At 74.3% G+C, this 19,828-nt stretch carries 14 protein-coding genes; all 14 read left to right on the top strand.

Going from position 1 to position 19,828, the window contains the following annotated elements; genetic code table 11:
• Positions 1–157: 157 nt before the first annotated feature.
• The 14 genes from ACN28A_RS02920 (at position 158) to ACN28A_RS02855 (ending at position 19,781) form a co-directional block, all read left to right on the top strand.
• On the top strand, positions 158–2,947 hold the full coding sequence (locus tag ACN28A_RS02920) for a DEAD/DEAH box helicase (protein ID WP_421392020.1): 2,790 nt from the start codon (positions 158–160) through the stop codon (positions 2,945–2,947).
• Between the two features lie 398 nt (positions 2,948–3,345).
• Complete coding sequence (gene mraZ / locus ACN28A_RS02915) at positions 3,346–3,777, top strand: division/cell wall cluster transcriptional repressor MraZ (RefSeq protein WP_101367156.1); 432 nt, start codon at positions 3,346–3,348, stop codon at positions 3,775–3,777.
• A 201-nt stretch (positions 3,778–3,978) separates the two neighbouring features.
• On the top strand, positions 3,979–5,118 hold the full coding sequence (gene rsmH, locus ACN28A_RS02910) for a 16S rRNA (cytosine(1402)-N(4))-methyltransferase RsmH (protein ID WP_421392017.1): 1,140 nt from the start codon (positions 3,979–3,981) through the stop codon (positions 5,116–5,118).
• Positions 5,115–5,789, top strand: a complete 675-nt coding sequence (locus ACN28A_RS02905) for a hypothetical protein (protein ID WP_421392016.1) — start codon at positions 5,115–5,117, stop codon at positions 5,787–5,789. Before rsmH ends, ACN28A_RS02905 begins: the two co-directional genes overlap by 4 nt.
• 4 nt (positions 5,790–5,793) lie before the next feature.
• Positions 5,794–8,040: a peptidoglycan D,D-transpeptidase FtsI family protein gene (locus tag ACN28A_RS02900; protein ID WP_421392014.1), complete on the top strand. Its 2,247-nt coding sequence runs from the start codon at positions 5,794–5,796 to the stop codon at positions 8,038–8,040.
• Positions 8,041–8,115: 75 nt separating this feature from the next.
• Positions 8,116–9,687, top strand: a complete 1,572-nt coding sequence (locus ACN28A_RS02895) for a UDP-N-acetylmuramoyl-L-alanyl-D-glutamate--2,6-diaminopimelate ligase (RefSeq protein ID WP_421392013.1) — start codon at positions 8,116–8,118, stop codon at positions 9,685–9,687.
• Positions 9,684–11,090 (top strand): UDP-N-acetylmuramoyl-tripeptide--D-alanyl-D-alanine ligase, encoded by a 1,407-nt coding sequence (locus ACN28A_RS02890; RefSeq protein WP_421392011.1) that lies wholly within the window; start codon positions 9,684–9,686, stop codon positions 11,088–11,090. The genes ACN28A_RS02895 and ACN28A_RS02890 overlap by 4 nt, the downstream gene beginning before the upstream one ends.
• A 106-nt stretch (positions 11,091–11,196) precedes the next feature.
• Positions 11,197–12,300, top strand: coding sequence for a phospho-N-acetylmuramoyl-pentapeptide-transferase (mraY, locus tag ACN28A_RS02885; protein ID WP_278063185.1), 1,104 nt, complete (start codon positions 11,197–11,199; stop codon positions 12,298–12,300).
• 322 nt (positions 12,301–12,622) lie between these two features.
• Positions 12,623–14,041: an FtsW/RodA/SpoVE family cell cycle protein gene (locus tag ACN28A_RS02880; RefSeq protein ID WP_421404108.1), complete on the top strand. Its 1,419-nt coding sequence runs from the start codon at positions 12,623–12,625 to the stop codon at positions 14,039–14,041.
• Complete coding sequence (murG, locus tag ACN28A_RS02875; protein WP_421392008.1) at positions 14,041–15,147, top strand: undecaprenyldiphospho-muramoylpentapeptide beta-N-acetylglucosaminyltransferase; 1,107 nt, start codon at positions 14,041–14,043, stop codon at positions 15,145–15,147. Before ACN28A_RS02880 ends, murG begins: the two co-directional genes overlap by 1 nt.
• 73 nt (positions 15,148–15,220) lie before the next feature.
• The gene (murC, locus tag ACN28A_RS02870; protein WP_421392005.1) at positions 15,221–16,714 is read left to right on the top strand and encodes a UDP-N-acetylmuramate--L-alanine ligase; all 1,494 of its coding nucleotides are present in this window, start codon (positions 15,221–15,223) and stop codon (positions 16,712–16,714) included.
• Positions 16,711–17,643: a cell division protein FtsQ/DivIB gene (locus ACN28A_RS02865; protein ID WP_421392002.1), complete on the top strand. Its 933-nt coding sequence runs from the start codon at positions 16,711–16,713 to the stop codon at positions 17,641–17,643. The genes murC and ACN28A_RS02865 overlap by 4 nt, the downstream gene beginning before the upstream one ends.
• Positions 17,644–17,925: 282 nt before the next feature.
• A complete protein-coding gene (ftsZ, locus tag ACN28A_RS02860) occupies positions 17,926–19,023 on the top strand; it encodes a cell division protein FtsZ (protein WP_421391999.1) in 1,098 nt (365 codons plus the stop codon).
• An 8-nt stretch (positions 19,024–19,031) separates the two neighbouring features.
• Entirely contained in the window at positions 19,032–19,781 is a 750-nt protein-coding gene (locus ACN28A_RS02855; RefSeq protein WP_421391997.1) for a YggS family pyridoxal phosphate-dependent enzyme, read from the top strand.
• Positions 19,782–19,828 lie beyond the last annotated feature (47 nt).

Here is a 19,828-nt window from a genome sequence, read left to right as displayed (position 1 = left end):
GACCGCCCGCCGGTGAGGTCGGCGTCGGGACGTTCGCGGCCCTCGGAGGGCCACCGGGCTGCGGCCGACGGCGGGCCACCAGGCTGCGGTCGTCGGAGGGCCACCGGGCCGCGCGGTCGCCGGGCGGGCGGTGCCGGGTTGCTAACCTCGGCTGCCGATGAGCCCCTCCGTCGCGACCGTGCTGCGGGCCCTGGCCGACCTCGCACCGGCCGCCCCCGAGCGGGTGTACGACGTGACCCGCCCCGGCCAGCCGCTGATCTGGCTGCCCGACCCGAACTTCTGCCGCCGATCCCGTGAGGTGGAGCGGTTGGTCGCGGCCGACCTGCTGCACCGGGACGACCGCACGCTGCGCCGGGGCTGGGGGCTGGTCGCCGGGGTGGCCGAGACCGCCGCCGGGCCCCGGAAGGTGCGGTTCCCGCTGCTCGGCGAGCCGGTCCGGCTGGAACCCACGCTGCGTGGCTACCGGGTGGTCCCGGCCGGCGACTTCGAGATCACCCCGCTGGTCGAGGACCGGGACCTGGCCGCCCAGCTGGAGGAGGCGCTGGAACTGGGCGGGCTGCCGTGGCTGGCCGGTGCCGGCGCCGAGACCTGGATGCGTACCGCCGCCGAGGCGACCGGTCTGCGGGTGGTGGGCCAGGTCGACCGGGGTCGGCGTACCGGCCGGGCCAGCTTCCCGAGCCGGCCGCCGGTGCTCTACGTCTCGGCGGTGCTGTTCGGCGTGCGGGACGTCGCCGGGCTGGCCCTCGGCGACCGGCTGCGCGCCTGGGCCGCCCGCCCCGGACTGGAGTCCACCGCTCTGGCCCCGGTGTACGGCACCGCCGCCCCCGCCGCGCCGGCCGTCGCAGGACCGGTCGACTCGCCACTGCCGCTCAACGAGGCACAGACCGAGGTGGTACGCCGGGTCCGGCACCAGCCGGTGACCGTGGTCTCCGGCCCGCCCGGCAACGGCAAGAGCCATGCCGTGGTCGCCGCCGCGCTGGACGTGGTCGACCGGGGCGGCAGCGTACTCGTCGTCACGCAGTCCAGGCACGCCGCCGACGTACTCGGTGAACTGCTGGAACGCTATCCCGGCCCCCGACCGGTGCTGTTCGGCGACGCCGAGCGCCGGGCCGCGCTCGCCGCCGCCCTGGAACCTGCCGCCGGGCCGGAGGTGACGGCGGCGACCCTGGCGGCGGACCGGGCCGCCCTGGCCGGGGCGACCGCCGAGGTGGCGCGGGTGACCGGCCAGCTCACCGAGTTGCTCGACCTCGAACTGCTGGCCGGCGAGGTCCCGCGCTGGGCGGCGGTGGTCGGCGGGCTGCGCCTGGACGTACCCGGCGCCTTCGCGCCCGGTGCCGACCTGGCGGCGGCGGGCCGGGCGGTCGAGCGGGCGCGCGTCTCGGCCGGACGGTGGTGGCGGCGCTGGCTGCCGGGACCGCCGGGTCGCCGGCTGCGTCGCCGGCTCGGTGCGGCCCGGACGGTGCCGCTGGACCGGCTCGGCGAGGCGGTCGCGGCGGCCCGGGCGGAGGTCGCGGCGGCCCGGCTGGCGGCCCTCGGCGGCACCGACCCGGGTCCGCTGTGGCCGGTACTGGCCCAGGCACGGGCGCGCCTCTCGACGGCGCTCGGCACGGCGATGCGGCACCGCAGCCGGGGCCCGGACCGGTGGGACGACGCCGCCCGGCGCACCGCTGTCGCGCTGGGTGCCGCACTGCGGGCCGGGCGCAACCGGCGGCGGGAACTCCTCGCCGAGCTGTCCGGGCCCGCGCTGGTCCGGGCCCTGCCACTGTGGATCGGCACGGTCACCGACGTCGAGGAACTGCTGCCGCCGGTCGCCGGCCTCTTCGACCTGGTGATCCTGGACGAGGCGTCGCACACCGACCAGATCCGGGCGGCACCGGCGCTGGCCCGGGCCCGCCGGGCGCTTGTGGTGGGCGATCCCCGGCAACTGCGGTTCGTCTCGTTCGTCGCCGACGTCGACGTGGCGGCCACGCTGTCCCGGTACGGCCTGGACAACCGGGTCGACGTACGCCGGGTGAGCGCCTTCGACCTGGCCGCCGGGGCGGCCCCGGTCAGCTGGCTGGACGAGCACTACCGCTGCGCCCCGCACCTGATCGAGTTCTCCGCACACCGCTTCTACGCCGACCGGATCGCGGTGGCCACCCGGCACCCCGGCAACGAGACGGCGGACGTGATCGACGTGCGTACCGTGCCGGGCGCGGTCACCGAGTCGGGGGTGAACCGGGCCGAGGTGGCGGCGGCGGTGGCCGAGGTGCGCCGGCTGGCCGAGGCGGGCCGGGTCGGCATCGGGGTGATCACCCCGTTCCGGGCCCAGGCCGACGCGCTGGAGTCGGCGCTGGTGGCCGAGTTCCCGGTGGCCGAGATCGAGCGGCTCGGGCTGCGGGTCGGCACCGTCCACTCGTTCCAGGGCAGCGAGGCGGAGACGGTGGTGGTGTCGCTGGCGGTGACCGACCCGGTCCCGGCCGGCCGGCTGCGCTTCCTGACCGACCCGAACCTGTTCAACGTGATGGTCACCCGGGCACGGCGCCGGCTGGTGGTGCTGTCCTCGCAGTCCGCCCCGAACGGCCTGCTCGGCGACTACCTGCGGTACGCCGCCCTGTCCCCGGCCCCGCGCGGCGAGCCGGTCACCGTCCCGGCCGCACCGGGCCGGAACGGGCAACCGGTGGACTGGGCCGGTGAGTTGGCCGCGGAGCTGGTCCGGGTCGGGTTGCCGGTCCGGCGCCGCTATCCGGTCGGCCGCTGGACGGTGGACCTCTGCGTCGGCACCGGCGCCGCGGCGGTCGGGCTGAACTGTGTCGCCCATCCCGGCGGCGCGGCCGAACACATCGCCCGGCACCGCGCGCTGGTGCAGGCCGGCTGGGTGGTGGTGGACGCGTTCGCCAGCCGGTGGGGCGGCGATCCGGTCCGGGCGGCCCTGGAGGTCGCCGCCCGGTGGCCGGAGCTGACCTGAGCCGTCGTGGCCCGGCGGTCGGGCACCGGCCGGAGGCGGTCCCGGCGGTCGGGGTCGACCCTTCGATTTTTCCTCCACTTCCCTCCCCGGCCGGTCCGAGCGGGGTCGTCCGACCGCCCGAATAGGTGGGAAAGAACGGGTATTTCCGGGCGCCCGAGGCACGGCGTACCGCTGTCGGATAGCGGACGCCCGCGTCGGGGTGCCCATTTCCCTCCACCGCCAGGGACCCCTTCTGACGTGCTGTTTCGTCGAGATGACAGCCGGTCTTTCCGGGCGATTCCGGTTGCGGGTGGAGGGAAGTGGAGTAGAGTGGGGCGCGATGGGGGGCCAGGAGGGCCCGCCGGCCCGGGGGGCAGCGGCGCCGCGAACGTCGCTGGTAGGGCGAGGGGGTTGGGCCGGTGTTTCTCGGCACGCACACCCCGCGCCTGGACGACAAGGGCCGGCTGATCCTTCCGGCCAAGTTCCGGGACGAGCTGGCGGGAGGTGTCGTGATCACCAAAGGGCAGGAGCGCTGCCTCTACGTCTTCCCGATGCCCGAGTTCCAGCGGATCGCCGGGCAGTTGCGCGAGCAGCCGATGACACACAAGGCGGCCCGGGCCTACAGCCGGGTCTTCTTCGCCAGCGCGCACGACGAGATCCCGGACAAGCAGGGCCGGGTGACCATCCCGATCCACCTGCGGGAGTACGCCGCACTGGACCGGGAGCTGGTGGTGATCGGGGCCAGCACCCGGGTGGAGATCTGGGACAAGCGAGCCTGGGAGACCTACCTCTCGGAGAGCGAAGGCGACTTCGCCGACATCGAGGAGGGGGTGCTGCCGGGCGGACTGTAGGGCGGCGCGTGCCGACGCCCGACGTACTGCGAGATCTCCACCCGCTCGAAGTTCCTGGCGCCTCTTCCCCGGTGCCAGGCGCGATCCCCCGACGGTCCGAAGGTCGGCCCGGAGGAGCAGAGCGGATGGGGATCTGGCGGTACGACGAGCGCAACCGATACCGGGCACGTCCGGACGAGACAGGGGTCAGTGGGGGTCGACATGGGGGAGCTTCGCGGTACGCACGTGCCGGTGCTGCTTGAGCGGTGTCTCGAGCTGCTCGCCCCCGCCCTGGACCGGACCGACGGCCGGACCACCGTCTACCTCGACGCCACGCTCGGGCTGGCCGGGCACGCCGAGGCGGTGCTGGCGGCGCATCCGCGTACCGTCCTGATCGGACTGGACCGGGACACCGAGGCACTGGCACACGCCAGGGCCCGGCTCGACCGGTACGCCGACCGGATCCACCTGGTGCACGCGGTCTACGACGAGCTGCCCGAGGTGCTGGCGCGGCTCGGCCACGACCGGCTGGACGGCGTGCTGTTCGACCTGGGTGTCTCCTCGCTGCAACTCGACGCGCCCGACCGCGGGTTCGCCTACGCGCAGGACGCGCCGCTGGACATGCGGATGGACCAGTCGACGGGCGCGACCGCCGAGGAGGTGGTCAACAACTACTCGCACGGGGAGTTGGCCCGGGTGCTCCGGGTCTACGGCGAGGAGCGGTTCGCCGGCCGGATCGCCTCGGCGATCGTGCGGGAGCGGGAACGCCACCGGCTCGTCTCGTCGGCCCGGCTGGCGGAACTGGTCAGGGAGTCCATCCCGGCACCGGCCCGACGAACTGGCGGACATCCGGCCAAGAGGACGTTTCAGGCTTTACGGATCGAGGTAAACCGGGAACTGGCCGCGCTGGAAACGGCGCTGCCGGCCGCCCTGGACGCACTGTCCGAGGGCGGTCGCATGGTGGTGCTGTCCTACCACTCGCTGGAGGACCGGATCACCAAGCAGGTGTTCGCCGGCCGCGCCCGGAGCACCGGGCCGGTCGACCTCCCGGTCGAACTGCCCGGTACCGGGCCGACGCTGCGGCTGCTCAGCAGGGGAGCTGAGCTGCCGGGCGAGGCGGAGGTCCAGGTCAACCCGCGGGCCGCCTCGGTGCGGCTGCGGGCGGCCGAGCGGATCGAGCGGGACGGCGGTAACAGCACGACGGCGACGAGGCGGGCCGACCGCGAGCGGCCCGGCCGAGTCACCGGGGGAACAGGTCCGGCCGGTGCGGGGGCACCGGGCGGGTCCGACGGAGTGCGACGGGAGATGTCGCGGCCGGCAACCGACGGCGGCGGCACGACAGTACAGGGGGAGGGAAGATGAACGTCAACAGGCGCGAGCGCCGGGAACAGCCCGACGCGACGCGCAGCGCGCAGCAGCGTACACCGCGGTCGGGGGGCCGGACCACGGTGCAGCGGGCGGAGCGGGTGGGCGACGGCCGGTCGAACCCGGCGTCGGAGGCCCGGGTGCGGGGGGCACGACGGTATCCGACCCAGGGCACTTCCGCACTGCGGGCGCGGGACTGGGAGCAGCCGGCGGAACCGACCCGTCGGCTGCGGGTGTGGGACAGCTCGGACGAGCAGCCGGAGCAGGCACCGGAGTCGGCCGCGCCGGCCCGGCGCTCCCGGCTCCGGGTGGCGCCGCCACGGCCGGTGGCCCGACCCCGGGTCTCCTTCGTGGCGCTGATCCTGGTGCTGGTGGTCGGCGGGATGCTCGGCATCCTGGTGGTCAACAGCAAGGTCAACGAGAACGCGTTCCGGCTGGAGCGGTTGCAGCAGCAGCAGTCCACGCTGGACATCCAGGAGCAGGAGCTCAAGCAGAAGATCGCCGACGCGGAGGTGCCGGGCAACCTCACCGCCCGGGCCCGCCAGCTGGGCCTGGTCGACTCGGGACCACCGGCCTTCATCCGGCTGCCCGACGGTCGGGTGATCGGCGTGCCGCAGCCGGCCGGCGGCGAGCCGGCGATCACCAGCCAGCAGGGCGCCGGGGGATGACCCGGTGACGCCGCGGTCCGACGAGCCGCGCCGGGACGCTTCGGTGTCCCGGCGCGGCTCGTCGCGTACCCCCCGGGAAAGCGAACGGGACGGCGAGCCGGGACGGCGGTCGGCGGCCGGCCAGGGCGGGCGGTCCGGGCTGGGCGGCATCTCCGACGCGCGGGCGTACACCCCGCGCGGGCGGACCGTGCGGGACAGCCCGGAACTGCGGCGTACCCCGGGAGCCGGCAGCGGTGCCGATCCGGCGGCCCGGTCCCGGCGTACCCCCAGGACCGGACGGTCGGCGGACCCCTTCCGGCCGGCCTTGCAGGTGCTCGACGGCGGCCGGGCCGGCGCGGCCCGCACCGCCGCCCGGCGGACCGCCCCGGCCGGCACCGGCCGGACCATCACCCCGCGCCCGGTCCGCGGCGGCGACGTCGCCACACCGGTCCGGCGGCGCCCGGCCGAACCGGGCGGAGGCCGGTCCGGCGCCGGGACACCCGCGCGGCGGCCGGCCCGCCGACCCCGCCGGCCACCCCGGCTGGCCGACACGCACCGGCGGCTGCGGCTCGGCACGCTGCTCGTGCTCGCCATGTTCACCACCATCGGCATCCGGCTGGTCGCGCTCCAGGTCGTCGACGCACCGGAGTACGCCGGCGGCGGAGTCGGCGACCGGCTGCGCACCGTCGTGCTGCCGGCACCCCGGGGCACCATCTACGACCGCTCCGGCGCCGCGCTGGCGCAGAGCGTGGAGGCCCGGTACGTCTACGCCGACCCGGAACTCGTCGAGGACCCGGCCGGCACCGCCGGGGCGCTCTCGCCGCTGCTCGGCATCCCGGTCTCCACGCTGACCGAGGAGATGAAGCAGCGGAAGCGGCCGGACGGGCGGCCGTCGCGCTTCGAGTACCTGGCCCGGGGCGTCGAGATCAACACCGCCGAGAAGATCACCGAACTCAACCTGGCCGGCATCGGCACCGGCCGGGACGAGCGGCGCGAGGTGCCCGGCGGCGACCTGGCCGCCAACCTGCTCGGCTTCACCAGCCAGGACCGGGTCGGCCTGGAGGGGATCGAGGCCCGCTACGACGAGCTGCTGCGCGGGGTGAACGGCGAGCGGGAGTACGAGGTCGGCAAGGGGGAACTGGCCGCCGAGATCCCCGGTGGCTACAGCAAGGTCACCGAGGCCCGGCCGGGCAGCTCCCTGCAACTGACGATCGACCGGGACCTCCAGTTCATGGTGCAGCGCATCCTCACCAAGCGGATGCAGGAGGTGAACGGCACCATCGGGGCGGCCGTGGTGCTCGACGTGCGCAGCGGCGAGGTGCTGGCCCAGGCGAGCTACCCGACGTACGACGCCGCCGACTGGCGCAGGTACGACGCCGAGGACCGCAACGACGCGGCGACCAGTTTCGTCGTCGACCCCGGCTCGGTGCACAAGCCGATCGTCTTCGGCGCCGGGCTGGAGGAGGGGGTGATCACCCCGGAGACCGCCTGGCCGACGCCGTACTTCATCCGCAAGGGCGGCGAGCCGTTCCGGGACACCCACAACGCGCAGGGCCGCCGGCTCAGCGTCGCCGGCATGCTCGGCTTCTCCTCGAACGTCGGCACCATCCGGATCGCCGACAGGCTCGGCGCGGAGAAGGTCTACGAATACCAGCTCCGGTTCGGGCTGGGCCGGCCGACCGGGGAAGGGGTGCCCGGCGAGGCGTCCGGTCGGGTGCTCAAGCCGTCGGAGTACAGCGGCTCGACGTACGGGTCGGTGCCGATCGGGCACAGCGTCGACGTCACCCCGTTGCAGATGGCCGCCGTCTACGCCGCGATCGCCAACGACGGCACCTGGATCCAGCCGCACCTGGTACGCGAGATCATCGGCCCGGACGGCAGGCGGAAGCCGGTACCCGCACCGCAGACCCGGCAGGTGCTCCGGCCGGAGACCGCCGCCGCGCTGCGTACCCTGCTGGAGGCGCCGGTCACCATCGAGCAGGGCACCGCCCGGCAGGCGGCCATCAAGGGGTACCGGATCGCCGGCAAGACCGGCACCGGATCCCGGGTGGTCGACGGCCGGTACGCCCCCGGCGAGGTCGCCTCGTTCATCGGGATGGACCAGGCGGACGACCCGCGCTACGTCATCGCGGTCTTCGCACACACCCCCTCCGGCGGCGGCGGTGACATCTCCGCACCCGCCTTCAAGGAGATGATGGAGTACGTCCTGCGGCACTATCGGGTGCCCGCCACCGGCACCGCGCCACCGAAGTTCGTCGTCTATCCGCAGTGACCTGCCGAAACTATCCGCGATGACCTGCCGGAACGGGACATCATCGGGAGGTGCGGGCAAACCACCGGGGCGGCTGTGCGGGATGGACCCCCCGACGGGGTAGGGTCTGACGCCGTGCCCGGCAATCCCCGTCCCCGCGCCGTGACACCGGTCCGGCTCGCCGACCTCGCCGCGCGGGTCGCCGCCGAGTCGCCGCCGGAAGCCACCGGCCTGGCGGTCACCGGTGTGACCCACGCCAGCGCCGAGGTGCGCCCCGGCGACCTCTACGCGGCACTTCCGGGTGCCCGCCGGCACGGCGCCGAGTTCGTGGGCCCGGCGGCCGAGGCCGGCGCGGTGGCCGTACTCACCGATCCAGCCGGCGCCCCGGCGGCGGCCGAGGCCGGCCTGCCCGCCGTGGTGGTGCCGGACCCGCGGGCCGTGCTCGGCGAGCTGGCCGGCGCGGTCTACGGCGACCCGACCGCCGGGCTGACCGTCATCGGCATCACCGGCACCGCCGGCAAGACCAGCACCACCTACCTCATCGAGTCCGGGCTGCGCGCCGCCGGGGAGGTCACCGGGCTGATCGGCACCGTGGAGTGCCGGCTCGGCGACCTGGTGGTGGAAAGCATCCGGACCACCCCGGAGGCGACCGACCTGCACGCCATGCTCGCGGCGGCCCGGGAACGCGGCGTCACCGCGGTCGCGATGGAGGTCTCCAGTCACGCCCTGGCGATGGGGCGGGTCGGCGGGGTCCGCTTCACCGTCGGCGGGTACACCAACTTCGGCCACGACCACCTCGACTTCCACGCCGACGTCGCCGACTACTTCGCGGCCAAGGCGCGGCTCTTCGACGGGCGGTGCGACGTCGAGGTGCTCAACCACGACGACCCGGCGCTGGTGCCGCTGCGCCGGCCCGGCACGGTCACCTACTCGGCCGCCGGCGACCCGGCGGCGACCTGGTGGGCCGACGCGGTCCGGGACTCCGGCTACACCCAGACCTTCACCGCACACGGCCCGCAGGGCACGGCGGTCGAGGCGGGGGTGGCGCTGCCCGGCCGGCACAACGTGGCGAACGCGTTGCTGGCGATCGCCACCCTGGTCGGGGCCGGGGTCGATCCGGCGGTCGCGGCCCAGGGCGTGGCCGCCTGCTCGGGGGTGCCCGGCCGGCTGGAACTGGTCGAGGCGCCCGGCCCGGTGCGCGGGGTCGTCGACTTCGCGCACACCCCGGACGCGGTGGTGGCGGCGCTGCGCGCGCTGCGCGACCTGACCGGCGCCGGCAACCGGCTGATCTGCGTGCTCGGCTCCGGCGGCGACCGGGACCACGGCAAACGCCCGCTGATGGGTGCCGCCGCGTCGGCCGGCGCCGACCTGGTGGTGGTCACCGACGACAACCCGCGCAGCGAGGACCCCGGGGTGATCCGCACCGAGGTGCGGCGCGGGGCCGAACGCGACGGCGGACCGGACCGGGTACGCGAGGTGGCCGGCCGGCGGGCCGCCATCGACGAGGCGGTCCGGCTGGCCGGGCCCGGCGACGTGGTCGCGGTACTCGGCAAGGGGCACGAGCGCGGCCAGGAGATCGCCGGCCGGACGTACCCGTTCGACGACCGGGTGGAGCTGGCCGCCGCGCTCGCCGCCCGGTTCGGCAACCTGGTGGAGGGCCGCCGATGATCCCGCTGACCCTGGCCGAGCTGGCCACCGCCGTCGACGGCCGGCTGGTCGCGGCCGACCCGACGGTCCGGATCACCGGTCCGGTCGAGTTCGACTCCCGCAAGGTACGCCCCGGCGGGCTCTTCGTGGCCTTCCCCGGCGAGAAGGTCGACGGGCACGACTTCGCGGCGGCGGCGGTCGCCGACGGCGGCGCGGTCGCGGTGCTCGGCTCCCGCGAGGTCGATCGGGTACCGATGGTGCTCGTCGACGACCCCCGGGCCGCGCTCGGCCGGCTGGCCCGGACGGTGCTGGACCGGCTGCCCGAGCTGACCGTCATCGGGCTGACCGGCTCCTCCGGCAAGACCACCACCAAGGACCTGGTCGCCCAGCTCACCGCCCGGCTCGGCCGCACGGTGGCGCCGCCCGGCTCGTTCAACAACGAGCTGGGGCACCCGTACACGGCGTTGCAGGCCGACGGCGAGACCCGGTTCCTGGTGCTGGAGAAGGGCGCCCGGGGGCTGGGACACGTCCGCTACCTGTGCGAGATCGCGCCGCCCCGGATCGCCGTGGTGCTCAACGTGGGCGTGTCGCACATCGGCGAGTTCGGCTCGCAGGAGGCGATCGCCCAGGCCAAGGGCGAGCTGGTCGAGGGGCTGCCGGCCGACGGGCTGGCCGTGCTGAACGCCGACGACGAGCGGGTACGCGCGATGGCGTCCCGCACCACCGCCCGGACGGTACTCGTCGGCGAGGCCGCCGACGCCGAGGTGCGGGCCGAGGAGGTCCGGCTCGACGATCGCGGGCGGGCGTCGTACACCCTGGTCACGCGAGAGGGCCGGGCGGCGGTCCGGCTCGGGATCAGCGGCCGGCACCAGGTCGGCAACTCGCTGGCGGCGGCGGCGGTGGCCCGGGAACTCGGCATGCCGCTCGCCGAGCTGGCCGAGGCGCTCGGCCGGCTCGGGCTGCCCTCGACCCGCCGGATGGACGTCTTCGACCGCACCGACGGGGTGACGGTGATCGACGACTCCTACAACGCCAACCCCGCCTCGACCTCCGCCGCGCTGCGGGCCCTGGCCGGGATGGGCGAGCGGCGGCGCACCTTCGCGGTGCTCGGCTACATGGCCGAGCTGGGCGATTTCGAACGGGACGGGCACGAGCAGGTCGGCCGGCTCGCGGCCGAGCTGGGCGTCGACCGGTTGATCGTGGTCGGCGAGCCGGCCGCGCCGATCCACCACGGCGCGGTGGCGATGGCGAATTGGGGAGGAGAGTCGGTGCTGGTTACCGATCAGGCGGCGGCGGTCGAGGCGCTGCGCCGCGAGTTGCGGCCGGGCGACGTCGTCCTGGTGAAGGGCTCGCGCTATCGCACCTGGGAGGTGGCCGACGCGCTGCGCGCCGAGGCGGTCCGGCCCGGGAACGGGTCCCGATGAGCGGGCCGGGTGCGGGTGCGGTCGCCGCGGCGTTCGGCGGCACCGGGATCCGCCCGGTGGTCCGCGCCTCCGGGGTCGGGTCGGTCGCGGCGGAAGGCGGGCCGGCGTGAGGGCGGTCATCGTCGCCATCTTCGTGGCGTTCCTGATCTCGCTCTTCGTCACACCGGTCGCGATCAAGGTCTTCACCCGGCTCAAGGCCGGGCAGCCGATCCGGGCCGAGGGCCCGGTGATGCACCAGGGCAAGAAGGGCACCCCGACGATGGGCGGCGTGGTCTTCATCGTCGCGACCGTGATCGCGTACGTGGCCGGGCACCTCGCCCTGACCACCCTGCCCGAGGCGCAGATCGCCCAGGTCACCCCGACCATCACCGCCCTGGTGCTGCTGGGCCTGATGGTCTTCTCCGGTGCGGTCGGCTTCATCGACGACTTCCTCAAGGTGCGCAAGCGCAACAGCGCCGGGCTGAACAAGCGGGGCAAGCTGCTCGGCCAGATACTCGTCGGCGCGGTCTTCGGGGTGGTGGCGCTCTACTTCCCGAGCACGGCGGGGGTGACCGTCGGCAGCACCGCGCTCTCCTTCATCCGGGACATCAACGCGCTGGAGGTCGGCAAGGTCGCCTCGGTCGTCATCTTCATCTTCGTGGTGATGGCGACCACCAACGGGGTGAACCTGACCGACGGGCTGGACGGACTGGCCACCGGCGCCTCGGTGATGGTGCTCGCCGCGTACGCCCTGATCGCGTTCTGGCAGTACCGGCACTGGTGCGCGGACACCGACTACGCCCGGGGCGGTGCGTACTGCTACGAGGTGCGGGACCCGCTGGAGATCGCGTTGATCGCCGGGGCGGCGGCCGGGGCCTGTGTCGGTTTCCTCTGGTGGAACACCTCGCCGGCCCGGATCTTCATGGGTGACACCGGTGCGCTCGGCCTCGGCGGGCTGATCGCCGGGATGGCGATGGCCACCCGGACGCTCCTGCTGCTGCTGATCCTCGGTGGTCTCTTCGTGATCATCACGATGTCGGTGGTCATCCAGATCATCTCGTTCCGTACCACGGGTAAACGGGTCTTCCGGATGTCGCCGCTCCAGCACCACTTCGAGCTGGCCGGATGGAGCGAGGTCAACATCGTCGTCCGGTTCTGGATCATCGCCGGGATCGGGGTGGCGATCGCCCTCGGCCTCTTCTACAGCGAGTTCCTCGCCGCCGTCACCTGACCGGGCGACCGGGCGGCGCCCGCGCCGGCCCGGGGCCCCCGCCCAGGGCCGTCCGTCCACCGGTGTGTCACCGGGCCGGGACACGCCGTACCGGTCCCGACACGCCGGCCGGTCACCTGCGCCGGGGTGGCCGGACCAGCGTCGATGATGGGCGGGTGGGGGAGGACGAGGAGACGGCGCGGTGACCGGGGAGCAGGCGGGACGTAAGGCGCCGGCCGGACGGGCCGAGGGCGGTGCCGACCCGGCCGGGGTACGCCCGGCGGGCACGCCAGCCGGGGTACGCCCGCCGGACGGGCCGGCCGGGGTCGACCTGGCCGGCGGGCTGGCCGCGTTGCGCGGGCTGCTGGCCCGGCCGCTCGCCTCCTACTACCTGCTCATCGCCAGCTCCGGACTGCTGCTGCTGATCGGCCTGACGATGGTCTTCTCCGCGACAAGCGTCCGGGCGTACGCCAGCGACGGCAACGCCTTCGCGATGCTGGCCAAGCAGGCGCTCTTCGCCCTGATCGGGCTGGTCGCCTTCTGGATCTGCCAGCGCCTGCCGGCCCGCACCTTCCGGGCGGTCGGGCTGCCCACCCTGGCCGTCTCGGCGGTACTGCTGGTGGTGCTGGACGTCCTGCACCTCTGGGACAAGCTCAACGGCAAGGCCGACGCCGTCCTCGGCCCGCTCGAGGCCCGGCTGCTCTGGCTCTACATCGGCCCGATCCAGGTGCAGCCCAGCGAGCTGGCCAAGTTCGGCCTGGTGCTCTGGGGCGCCGACATGATCGCCCGCAAGGGCGCGGCACTCGGCTGGTGGCGGGAGCTGGCCACCCCGCTCTTCCCGGTGGTCGGCCTGCTCTTCCTGCTTGTCGGCTACAACGACCTGGGCACCATGCTCTGCCTGCTCGCTGTGGTGGTCGGGCTGCTCTGGGCGGCCGGCATCCGCAAGCGGGTCTTCGCCACCCTGACGGTCTTCGGGCTGGTCGGCGTCGGGCTGCTGGTCGCCGCCGCCTCGATCGGCGCCGGCTCCGGCGACGAGGACGCCGAGAACTACCGGCTGGCCCGGCTCACCATGTTCTTCAACCCGCCGCCGCCGGAGGAGTGCGGGCTCACCGACTGCTACCAGTATCTCCAGGCCCGGTATGCGATCGACAACGGCGGCTGGTTCGGCGTCGGGCTGGGCAAGAGCAGCCTGAAGTGGAACTGGCTGCCCGAGGCGCACAACGACTTCATCTTCGCCATCCTCGCCGAGGAGCTGGGCGTGGTGGGCTGTGCCGTGGTGCTCACCCTGTTCGCGGTGCTGGCGTACAGCGGCCTGCGGATCGCCCGCCGGGTCGCCGACCCGTTCCGCCGGCTGGCCGCCACCGCCGCGACCGCCTGGCTGGTCAGCCAGGCGGTGATCAACATCGGCGGGGTGGTCGGGCTGCTGCCGATCACCGGCCTGCCGCTGCCGTTCATCTCCGACGGCGGCAGCGCCCTGGTGGTGACACTTGCCGCGATCGGCATGCTCGCCTCGTTCGCCCGCGCCGAACCGGATGCCGCACGGGCCCTGCACGCCCGTCCGGCGCCCCGATGGGTACGGCTACTCTGGGCCCCGCTGCCGCCGCTTCCCTCGGCGCGCCGCCGTGGGAAGCTTCCCGCGCCGGCCGAACGGGAGCCCGCTTCCAGAACCGGAACCGGGCGGCGGCGGGATCCCGAGGCCGGGCCAGCAGGTGGCCGGGCGGGGCGAGGGCGCGCCGGTACGGCGAGCGAGAGGAGACGCTGATGGGTCCGCTGCGGTCGGTGGTGCTAGCGGGAGGAGGCACGGGTGGGCACATCTACCCGTTGCTGGCCTTCGCCGACTGCCTGCGCCGGCACGACCCGGGAGTACGGATCACCTGCGTCGGCACCCCGAAAGGGTTGGAGAACGAGCTGATTCCGCCGCACGGCTACGATCTGCGGCAGATCCCGGCCTACCAGCTCCCCCGGTCGGTAAACATGAACCTGATGCGTACTCCGGACCGGATGTGGAAAGCCGCCCGGGCCGCCGGAAAGGTGATCGACGAGGTGGGCGCCAACGTCGTCATCGGGTTCGGCGGCTACGTCTCGGTGCCCGCCTATCTCGCCGCCTGGCGCCGCGAGCTGCCGATCGTGATCCACGAGGTGAACGTGCCGCCGGGGGTGGCCAACCGGCTCGGGATGAAGTTCACCAAGCACGTGGCGGTCGGCTTCCCGCACCAGCCGGCCCAGGCCGAGTCGCTGCGCGGCGCCCGGGTGGTCGGGGTGCCGCTGCGGCGCGGCATCAGCACGCTGGACCGGATGGCGCAGCGTGCGGCGGCCCGCCAGCAGTTCGGCCTGCACCCGGACCTGCCGACCCTCTTCGTGGCCGGTGGTTCGCAGGGCGCCCGCTCGATCAACCTGGCGGTGGCCGGTGCGGCGAAGTCGCTCGCCGCGGCCGGGGTGCAGGTGCTGCACGTGATCGGCGCCCGCAACGAGCCGGTGCAGGTGCCGCACGACCTGCCGGTGCCGTACGTGACGCTGCCGTACCTCTCCCAGATGGAGCTGGGGTACGCCGCGGCCGACCTGATGCTGGGCCGGGGCGGGGCGATGACCTGCGCGGAGGTGGCGGCGATCGGGCTGCCCACGGTCTACGTGCCGTACCCGCACAGCAACCAGGAGCAGAAGCGCAACGCCCTGCCGGTGGTGGAGGCCGGCGGCGGGCTGCTCGTCGACGACTCCGAGATGACCGCCGCCTGGGTCGAGCGGACCGTGATCCCGCTGATCCGCGACCCGCACCGGCTGGCCGCGATGGGTGCCGCCGCGGCCGCCTACGGCCGGCGCGACGGCGACGAGGCCCTGCTCGACTTCGTCTACGAGGCGGTGGCCCGATGACGGTGGGCGGATCCGGGGCGGCCGAGCTGGGCATCCCGGTGACCGGACGGATTCCGAGTGGAAGGCTGGTGTCATGAACACCGCGCAGTTCAGCCCGGTCGGCACGCTCTCCGCCGAGGATCTGGGCAGCATCCACCTGATCGGGGTCGGCGGGGTCGGCATGAGCGGGCTGGCCCGGTTGCTGCTCACCCGGGGGCTGCGGGTCTCCGGCAGCGAGCTGCGGGAGTGGCCGGCGCTGGCCGGGCTGCGGGCGCTCGGCGGCACCATCCACATGAGCCACGCGCCGGCCAACCTGGACGGCGTCGACACGGTGGTCTATTCCACCGCCATCCCGCAGGACCACCTGGAGCTGGTCACCGCCCGGGAGCGCGGGCTTCGGGTGCTGCACCGCTCGGAGGCGCTGGCCGCCGCGATGACCGGCCGGCGCACCATCGCGGTCGCCGGCACGCACGGCAAGACCACCACCACCTCGATGGTGACGCTTATCCTCCAGCACGCCGGCCAGGACCCGTCGTTCGTGATCGGCGGCGAGATCTCCGAGGTGGGGTCGAACGCCCACCACGGCAGCGGGGAGTACTTCGTCGCCGAGGCCGACGAGAGCGACCGCTCCTTCCTGCTCTACCGGCCGTACGTCTCGATCATCACGAACATCGACGAGGACCACCTGAACACCTACGGCGACTACGCCGGGCTGGAGGAGGCGTTCGCCGACTTCGCCCGGCTGACCGACCCGGAGGGGTTCGTGGTGACCTGCGCGGACGACCAGGGCACCCGGCGGATGGCGGAGACGCTGCGCGCCGAGGGGCGGACGGTCTACACCTACGGCACGGCGGAGGACGCCGACCTGCGGCTGACCGACGTGGTGTCGTCGGCCGGCGGCGTACGCTATCTCGCCACCCTGCACGGCGAGCCGCTGGGCGAGATCCGGCTGCCGGTGCCCGGCGCGCACATCGGGCTGAACAGCGCCTCGGCGGTGCTCACCGCGGGCAAGCTCGGCCTGCCGATGGACTCGGTGACGTCGACGCTCGCCTCCTTCCCCGGGGTACGCCGCCGGTTCGAGCGCAAGGGGGTGGCGGCCGGCGTGTACGTCTACGACGAGTACGCCTACCACCCGACCTCGATGACGGCGGCGCTGAAGACCCTGCGGGAGGTGGCCGGCGACGGCCGGCTGATCGTCGTCTTCCAGCCGTACCGGGTCTACCGGACCCGGGACCTGCAGGCCGAACTCGCGACCGCGCTGGCCATCGCCGACGAGGTGGTGGTGTTGGAGGTCTTCGGTCCGGGCGAGGTGCGGGCCCCCGGCGAGGGCGGCGCGGCGCTCACCGACGCGGTCGACCTGCCGGCCGGGCGGAAGGTCTTCCTGCCCTCCTGGGCGGACGTACCGGCCGAGGTGGCCCGGCGGGCCCGCCGGGGTGACGTGGTGGTGACGATGGGTGCGCCGCCGATCTCGCTGATGGGCGACGAGCTGCTCGACGCGCTGGCCGGCGGCTCGACCGCCGGGCAGCCGGGAGCGGCCGGGCAGGGCGCCGGGGCGGCCCCGCACGGGGCAGCCAGCGACGCCGGATGAGTCCGGGCACCTCCCGGGGCCGCTCCGGTGGTCCGGCTCCGGGCGGCCGGTCCGGCGGTCCTCCGCCGGCCGGCCGGGGAGCCGGCCGCTCCGGCCGGGGTGGTCCGGGTGGCGCCGGCACCCGCTCCGGCGCGGGCCGTCCGGGGACCGGCCGGTCGGCCACGGGACGCGGTGCGGACCGGGGCTGGCGACTGGTCCGGGCCGGCTCCGACGCGGTACCGCCGTCGGTCCGCCGGTTCACCCGCCGGGCCCGGCAGCGCCGGTTGCGTGCCGCCCGGCCGTGGGCGCTGCTCGCCGGGGTGCTGGTGCTCACCCTGGCCGCCGCCGGAATCGTGTACGGCACCCCGGTCCTCGGCTTCCGCACCCTGCGGGTCGTCGGCGCCACCCTGGTCACCGACGACCAGGTACGCCAGGCGGCCCAGGTGACCGAGGGCGTGCCGCTGGCCCGGGTGGACCTGGCCGGGGTACGCACCCGGGTAGCCGAGTTGCCGCCGGTGGCCCGGGTGACGGTGTCCCGGCAGTGGCCGAACACCCTGCTCATCGAGGTGGTGGAGCGCACCCCGGTCGCGGTGGTGCCGCAGAACCGACGGTTCCTGGTGCTGGACGCCTCCGGGGTGGTCTTCCAGGACCGCCCGGACCGGCCGGCCGGGCTGCCGCTGGCCCGGTTGCGGTCACCCGGTCCGGACGACGCCGCCACCCGGGGAGCGCTGACCGTGCTCGCCAGTCTGGGCCCGGAACTGCGGGACCGGCTCGCCGAACTGGTGGTGGAGGGACCGGCCCGGATCACCGTGAAGCTGCGCGGCGGGCGTACGGTGCTCTGGGGCGATGCCTCGCGCAGCGACGTGAAGGCCCAGGTGGCCACGTCGTTGCTGGCGCGCAGGGGGCAGACCATCGACGTGCGGACCCCGGACGTGGTGACCATCCGCTGACCGGTGCGCGGGGGCGGCCGGCCGGTCCGCCCCGACACGCCGGCCGGCTGGGATGCCGGTGTCGTTTGTCGGCGGGCGTGCCGACACGCCGCGCAGGTCCTTGGGTTCGGCCGCGCGTACGCATACGTTGCCTCGAGAGGATCAATGGTTGACATAACTGTAAGCCTCTAGTAGAGGGTGAGGGTTACCCTTCGCCTCCTCGTACCGAAGAGTTGTCGGCCTCGCTCCGGCCGGATCGCCGGGCGGGGAAGCGGCCGCCGAGATCGAAGGAAAGGACCCGCGATGACACCTCCGCACAACTACCTGGCGGTCATCAAGGTCGTCGGCATCGGCGGCGGCGGCGTCAACGCCGTGAACCGGATGATCGAGGTCGGGCTGAAGGGCGTCGAGTTCATCGCGATCAACACCGACGCGCAGGCCCTGCTGATGAGCGACGCCGACGTCAAGCTCGACGTGGGCCGGGAGCTGACCCGGGGGCTCGGTGCCGGGGCCAACCCGGACGTCGGGAAGAACGCCGCCGAGGACCACCGCGACGAGATCGAGGAGGTGCTCAAGGGCGCCGACATGGTCTTCGTGACCTGCGGCGAGGGCGGCGGCACCGGCACCGGCGGGGCGCCGGTGGTGGCGAACATCGCCCGCAAGCTCGGCGCGCTCACCATCGGTGTGGTGACCCGGCCGTTCTCGTTCGAGGGCAAGCGCCGGCAGGTGCAGGCCGAGGCGGGCATCGACGAGCTGCGCAACCAGTGCGACACGCTCATCGTCATCCCGAACGACCGGCTGCTCGCGCTCGGCGACCGGGGCATCAGCATGATGGACGCCTTCCGGCAGGCGGACCAGGTGCTGCTCTCCGGTGTGCAGGGCATCACCGACCTGATCACCACGCCGGGTCTGATCAACCTGGACTTCGCCGACGTCAAGAGCGTGATGAGCGGTGCGGGCAGCGCGCTGATGGGCATCGGCAGCGCCCGGGGGGACAACCGGGCGGTGGAGGCGGCCGAGGCGGCCATCTCCAGCCCGCTGCTGGAGCAGAGCATGGACGGTGCCCGGGGGGTGCTGCTCTCCATCGCCGGCGGCTCCGACCTCGGCCTCTTCGAGATCAACGACGCGGCGCAGCTGGTCACCGACGCCGCCCACCCGGACGCGAACATCATCTTCGGTGCGGTGATCGACGACGCGCTCGGCGACGAGGTGCGGGTGACGGTGATCGCGGCCGGCTTCGACGGCGGCACCCCGGCCTACAAGCCGGTGGAGCAGGCCCGCAAGGTCAGCCCGCCGGCCGCCGCGCCGGTCTCGCCGCCGCCCCCGCCGCCGGTGCAGGCACCGCGCCGGGTGCTCTTCGACGACGTGGACGTGCCGGACTTCCTCAAGAACGGTTCCTGAGCCACCAGATGACCGAACCACCCCTTCCGGCGCCGGACGGCGCGCGCCGGGCGGAGCTCGCGGCCAACCTGGCCCGGGTGCGCGCCCGGATCGACGCCGCCTGCGCCTCGGCCGGCCGGGACCCGGCCGGGGTCACCATGGTCGCGGTGACCAAGACCTATCCGGCCTCGGACGTGGCGCTGCTGGCCGGGCTGGGCGTGCTCGACGTGGGGGAGAACCGCGACCAGGAGGCCGCGCCGAAGGCGGCCGAGGTGGCGGCGGCCGGCGCCCGGGTGCGCTGGCACTTCGTCGGGCAGCTCCAGCGCAACAAGGCCCGCTCCGTCGTCCGGTACGCCGACCTGGTGCACTCGGTCGACAGCGTACGGCTGGCCGGTGCCCTCGCCGACGCGGCGGAGCGGCACCGGAAGACGCCGCTCGAGGTGCTGGTCCAGGTCAACCTGGACGGTGCCGCCGACCGGGGTGGCGCGCTGGTCGGCGGGGACGACCCGGACCGGGGCGTCGAGCAGGTCGCCTCGGCGGTCGCCGGTTCGGCGGCGCTGCGGCTGGCCGGGGTGATGGCGGTGGCCCCGCTCGGTGCGGATCCGGAGCCCGCGTTCGGCACCCTGGCCGAGGTGGCGGCGCGGCTACGGGCCGAACATCCGACGGCGGCTGCCGTTTCGGCGGGAATGAGTGGCGATCTGGAGGCGGCGATCGCACACGGGGCGACACATGTACGGATCGGCAGCGCGTTACTCGGATTGCGTAGCGCGCTGCGGTAGCCTGACAACCGGACACCAAACTACATCAGTGTTGTTTGAGGCGACAT

Source organism: Plantactinospora sp. WMMB782 (assembly GCF_049179135.1).
Lineage (GTDB): Bacteria > Actinomycetota > Actinomycetes > Mycobacteriales > Micromonosporaceae > Plantactinospora.
The sequence above is the reverse complement of the archived record's forward strand: the minus strand, read 5'-3'. Positions and strand labels throughout refer to the sequence as shown.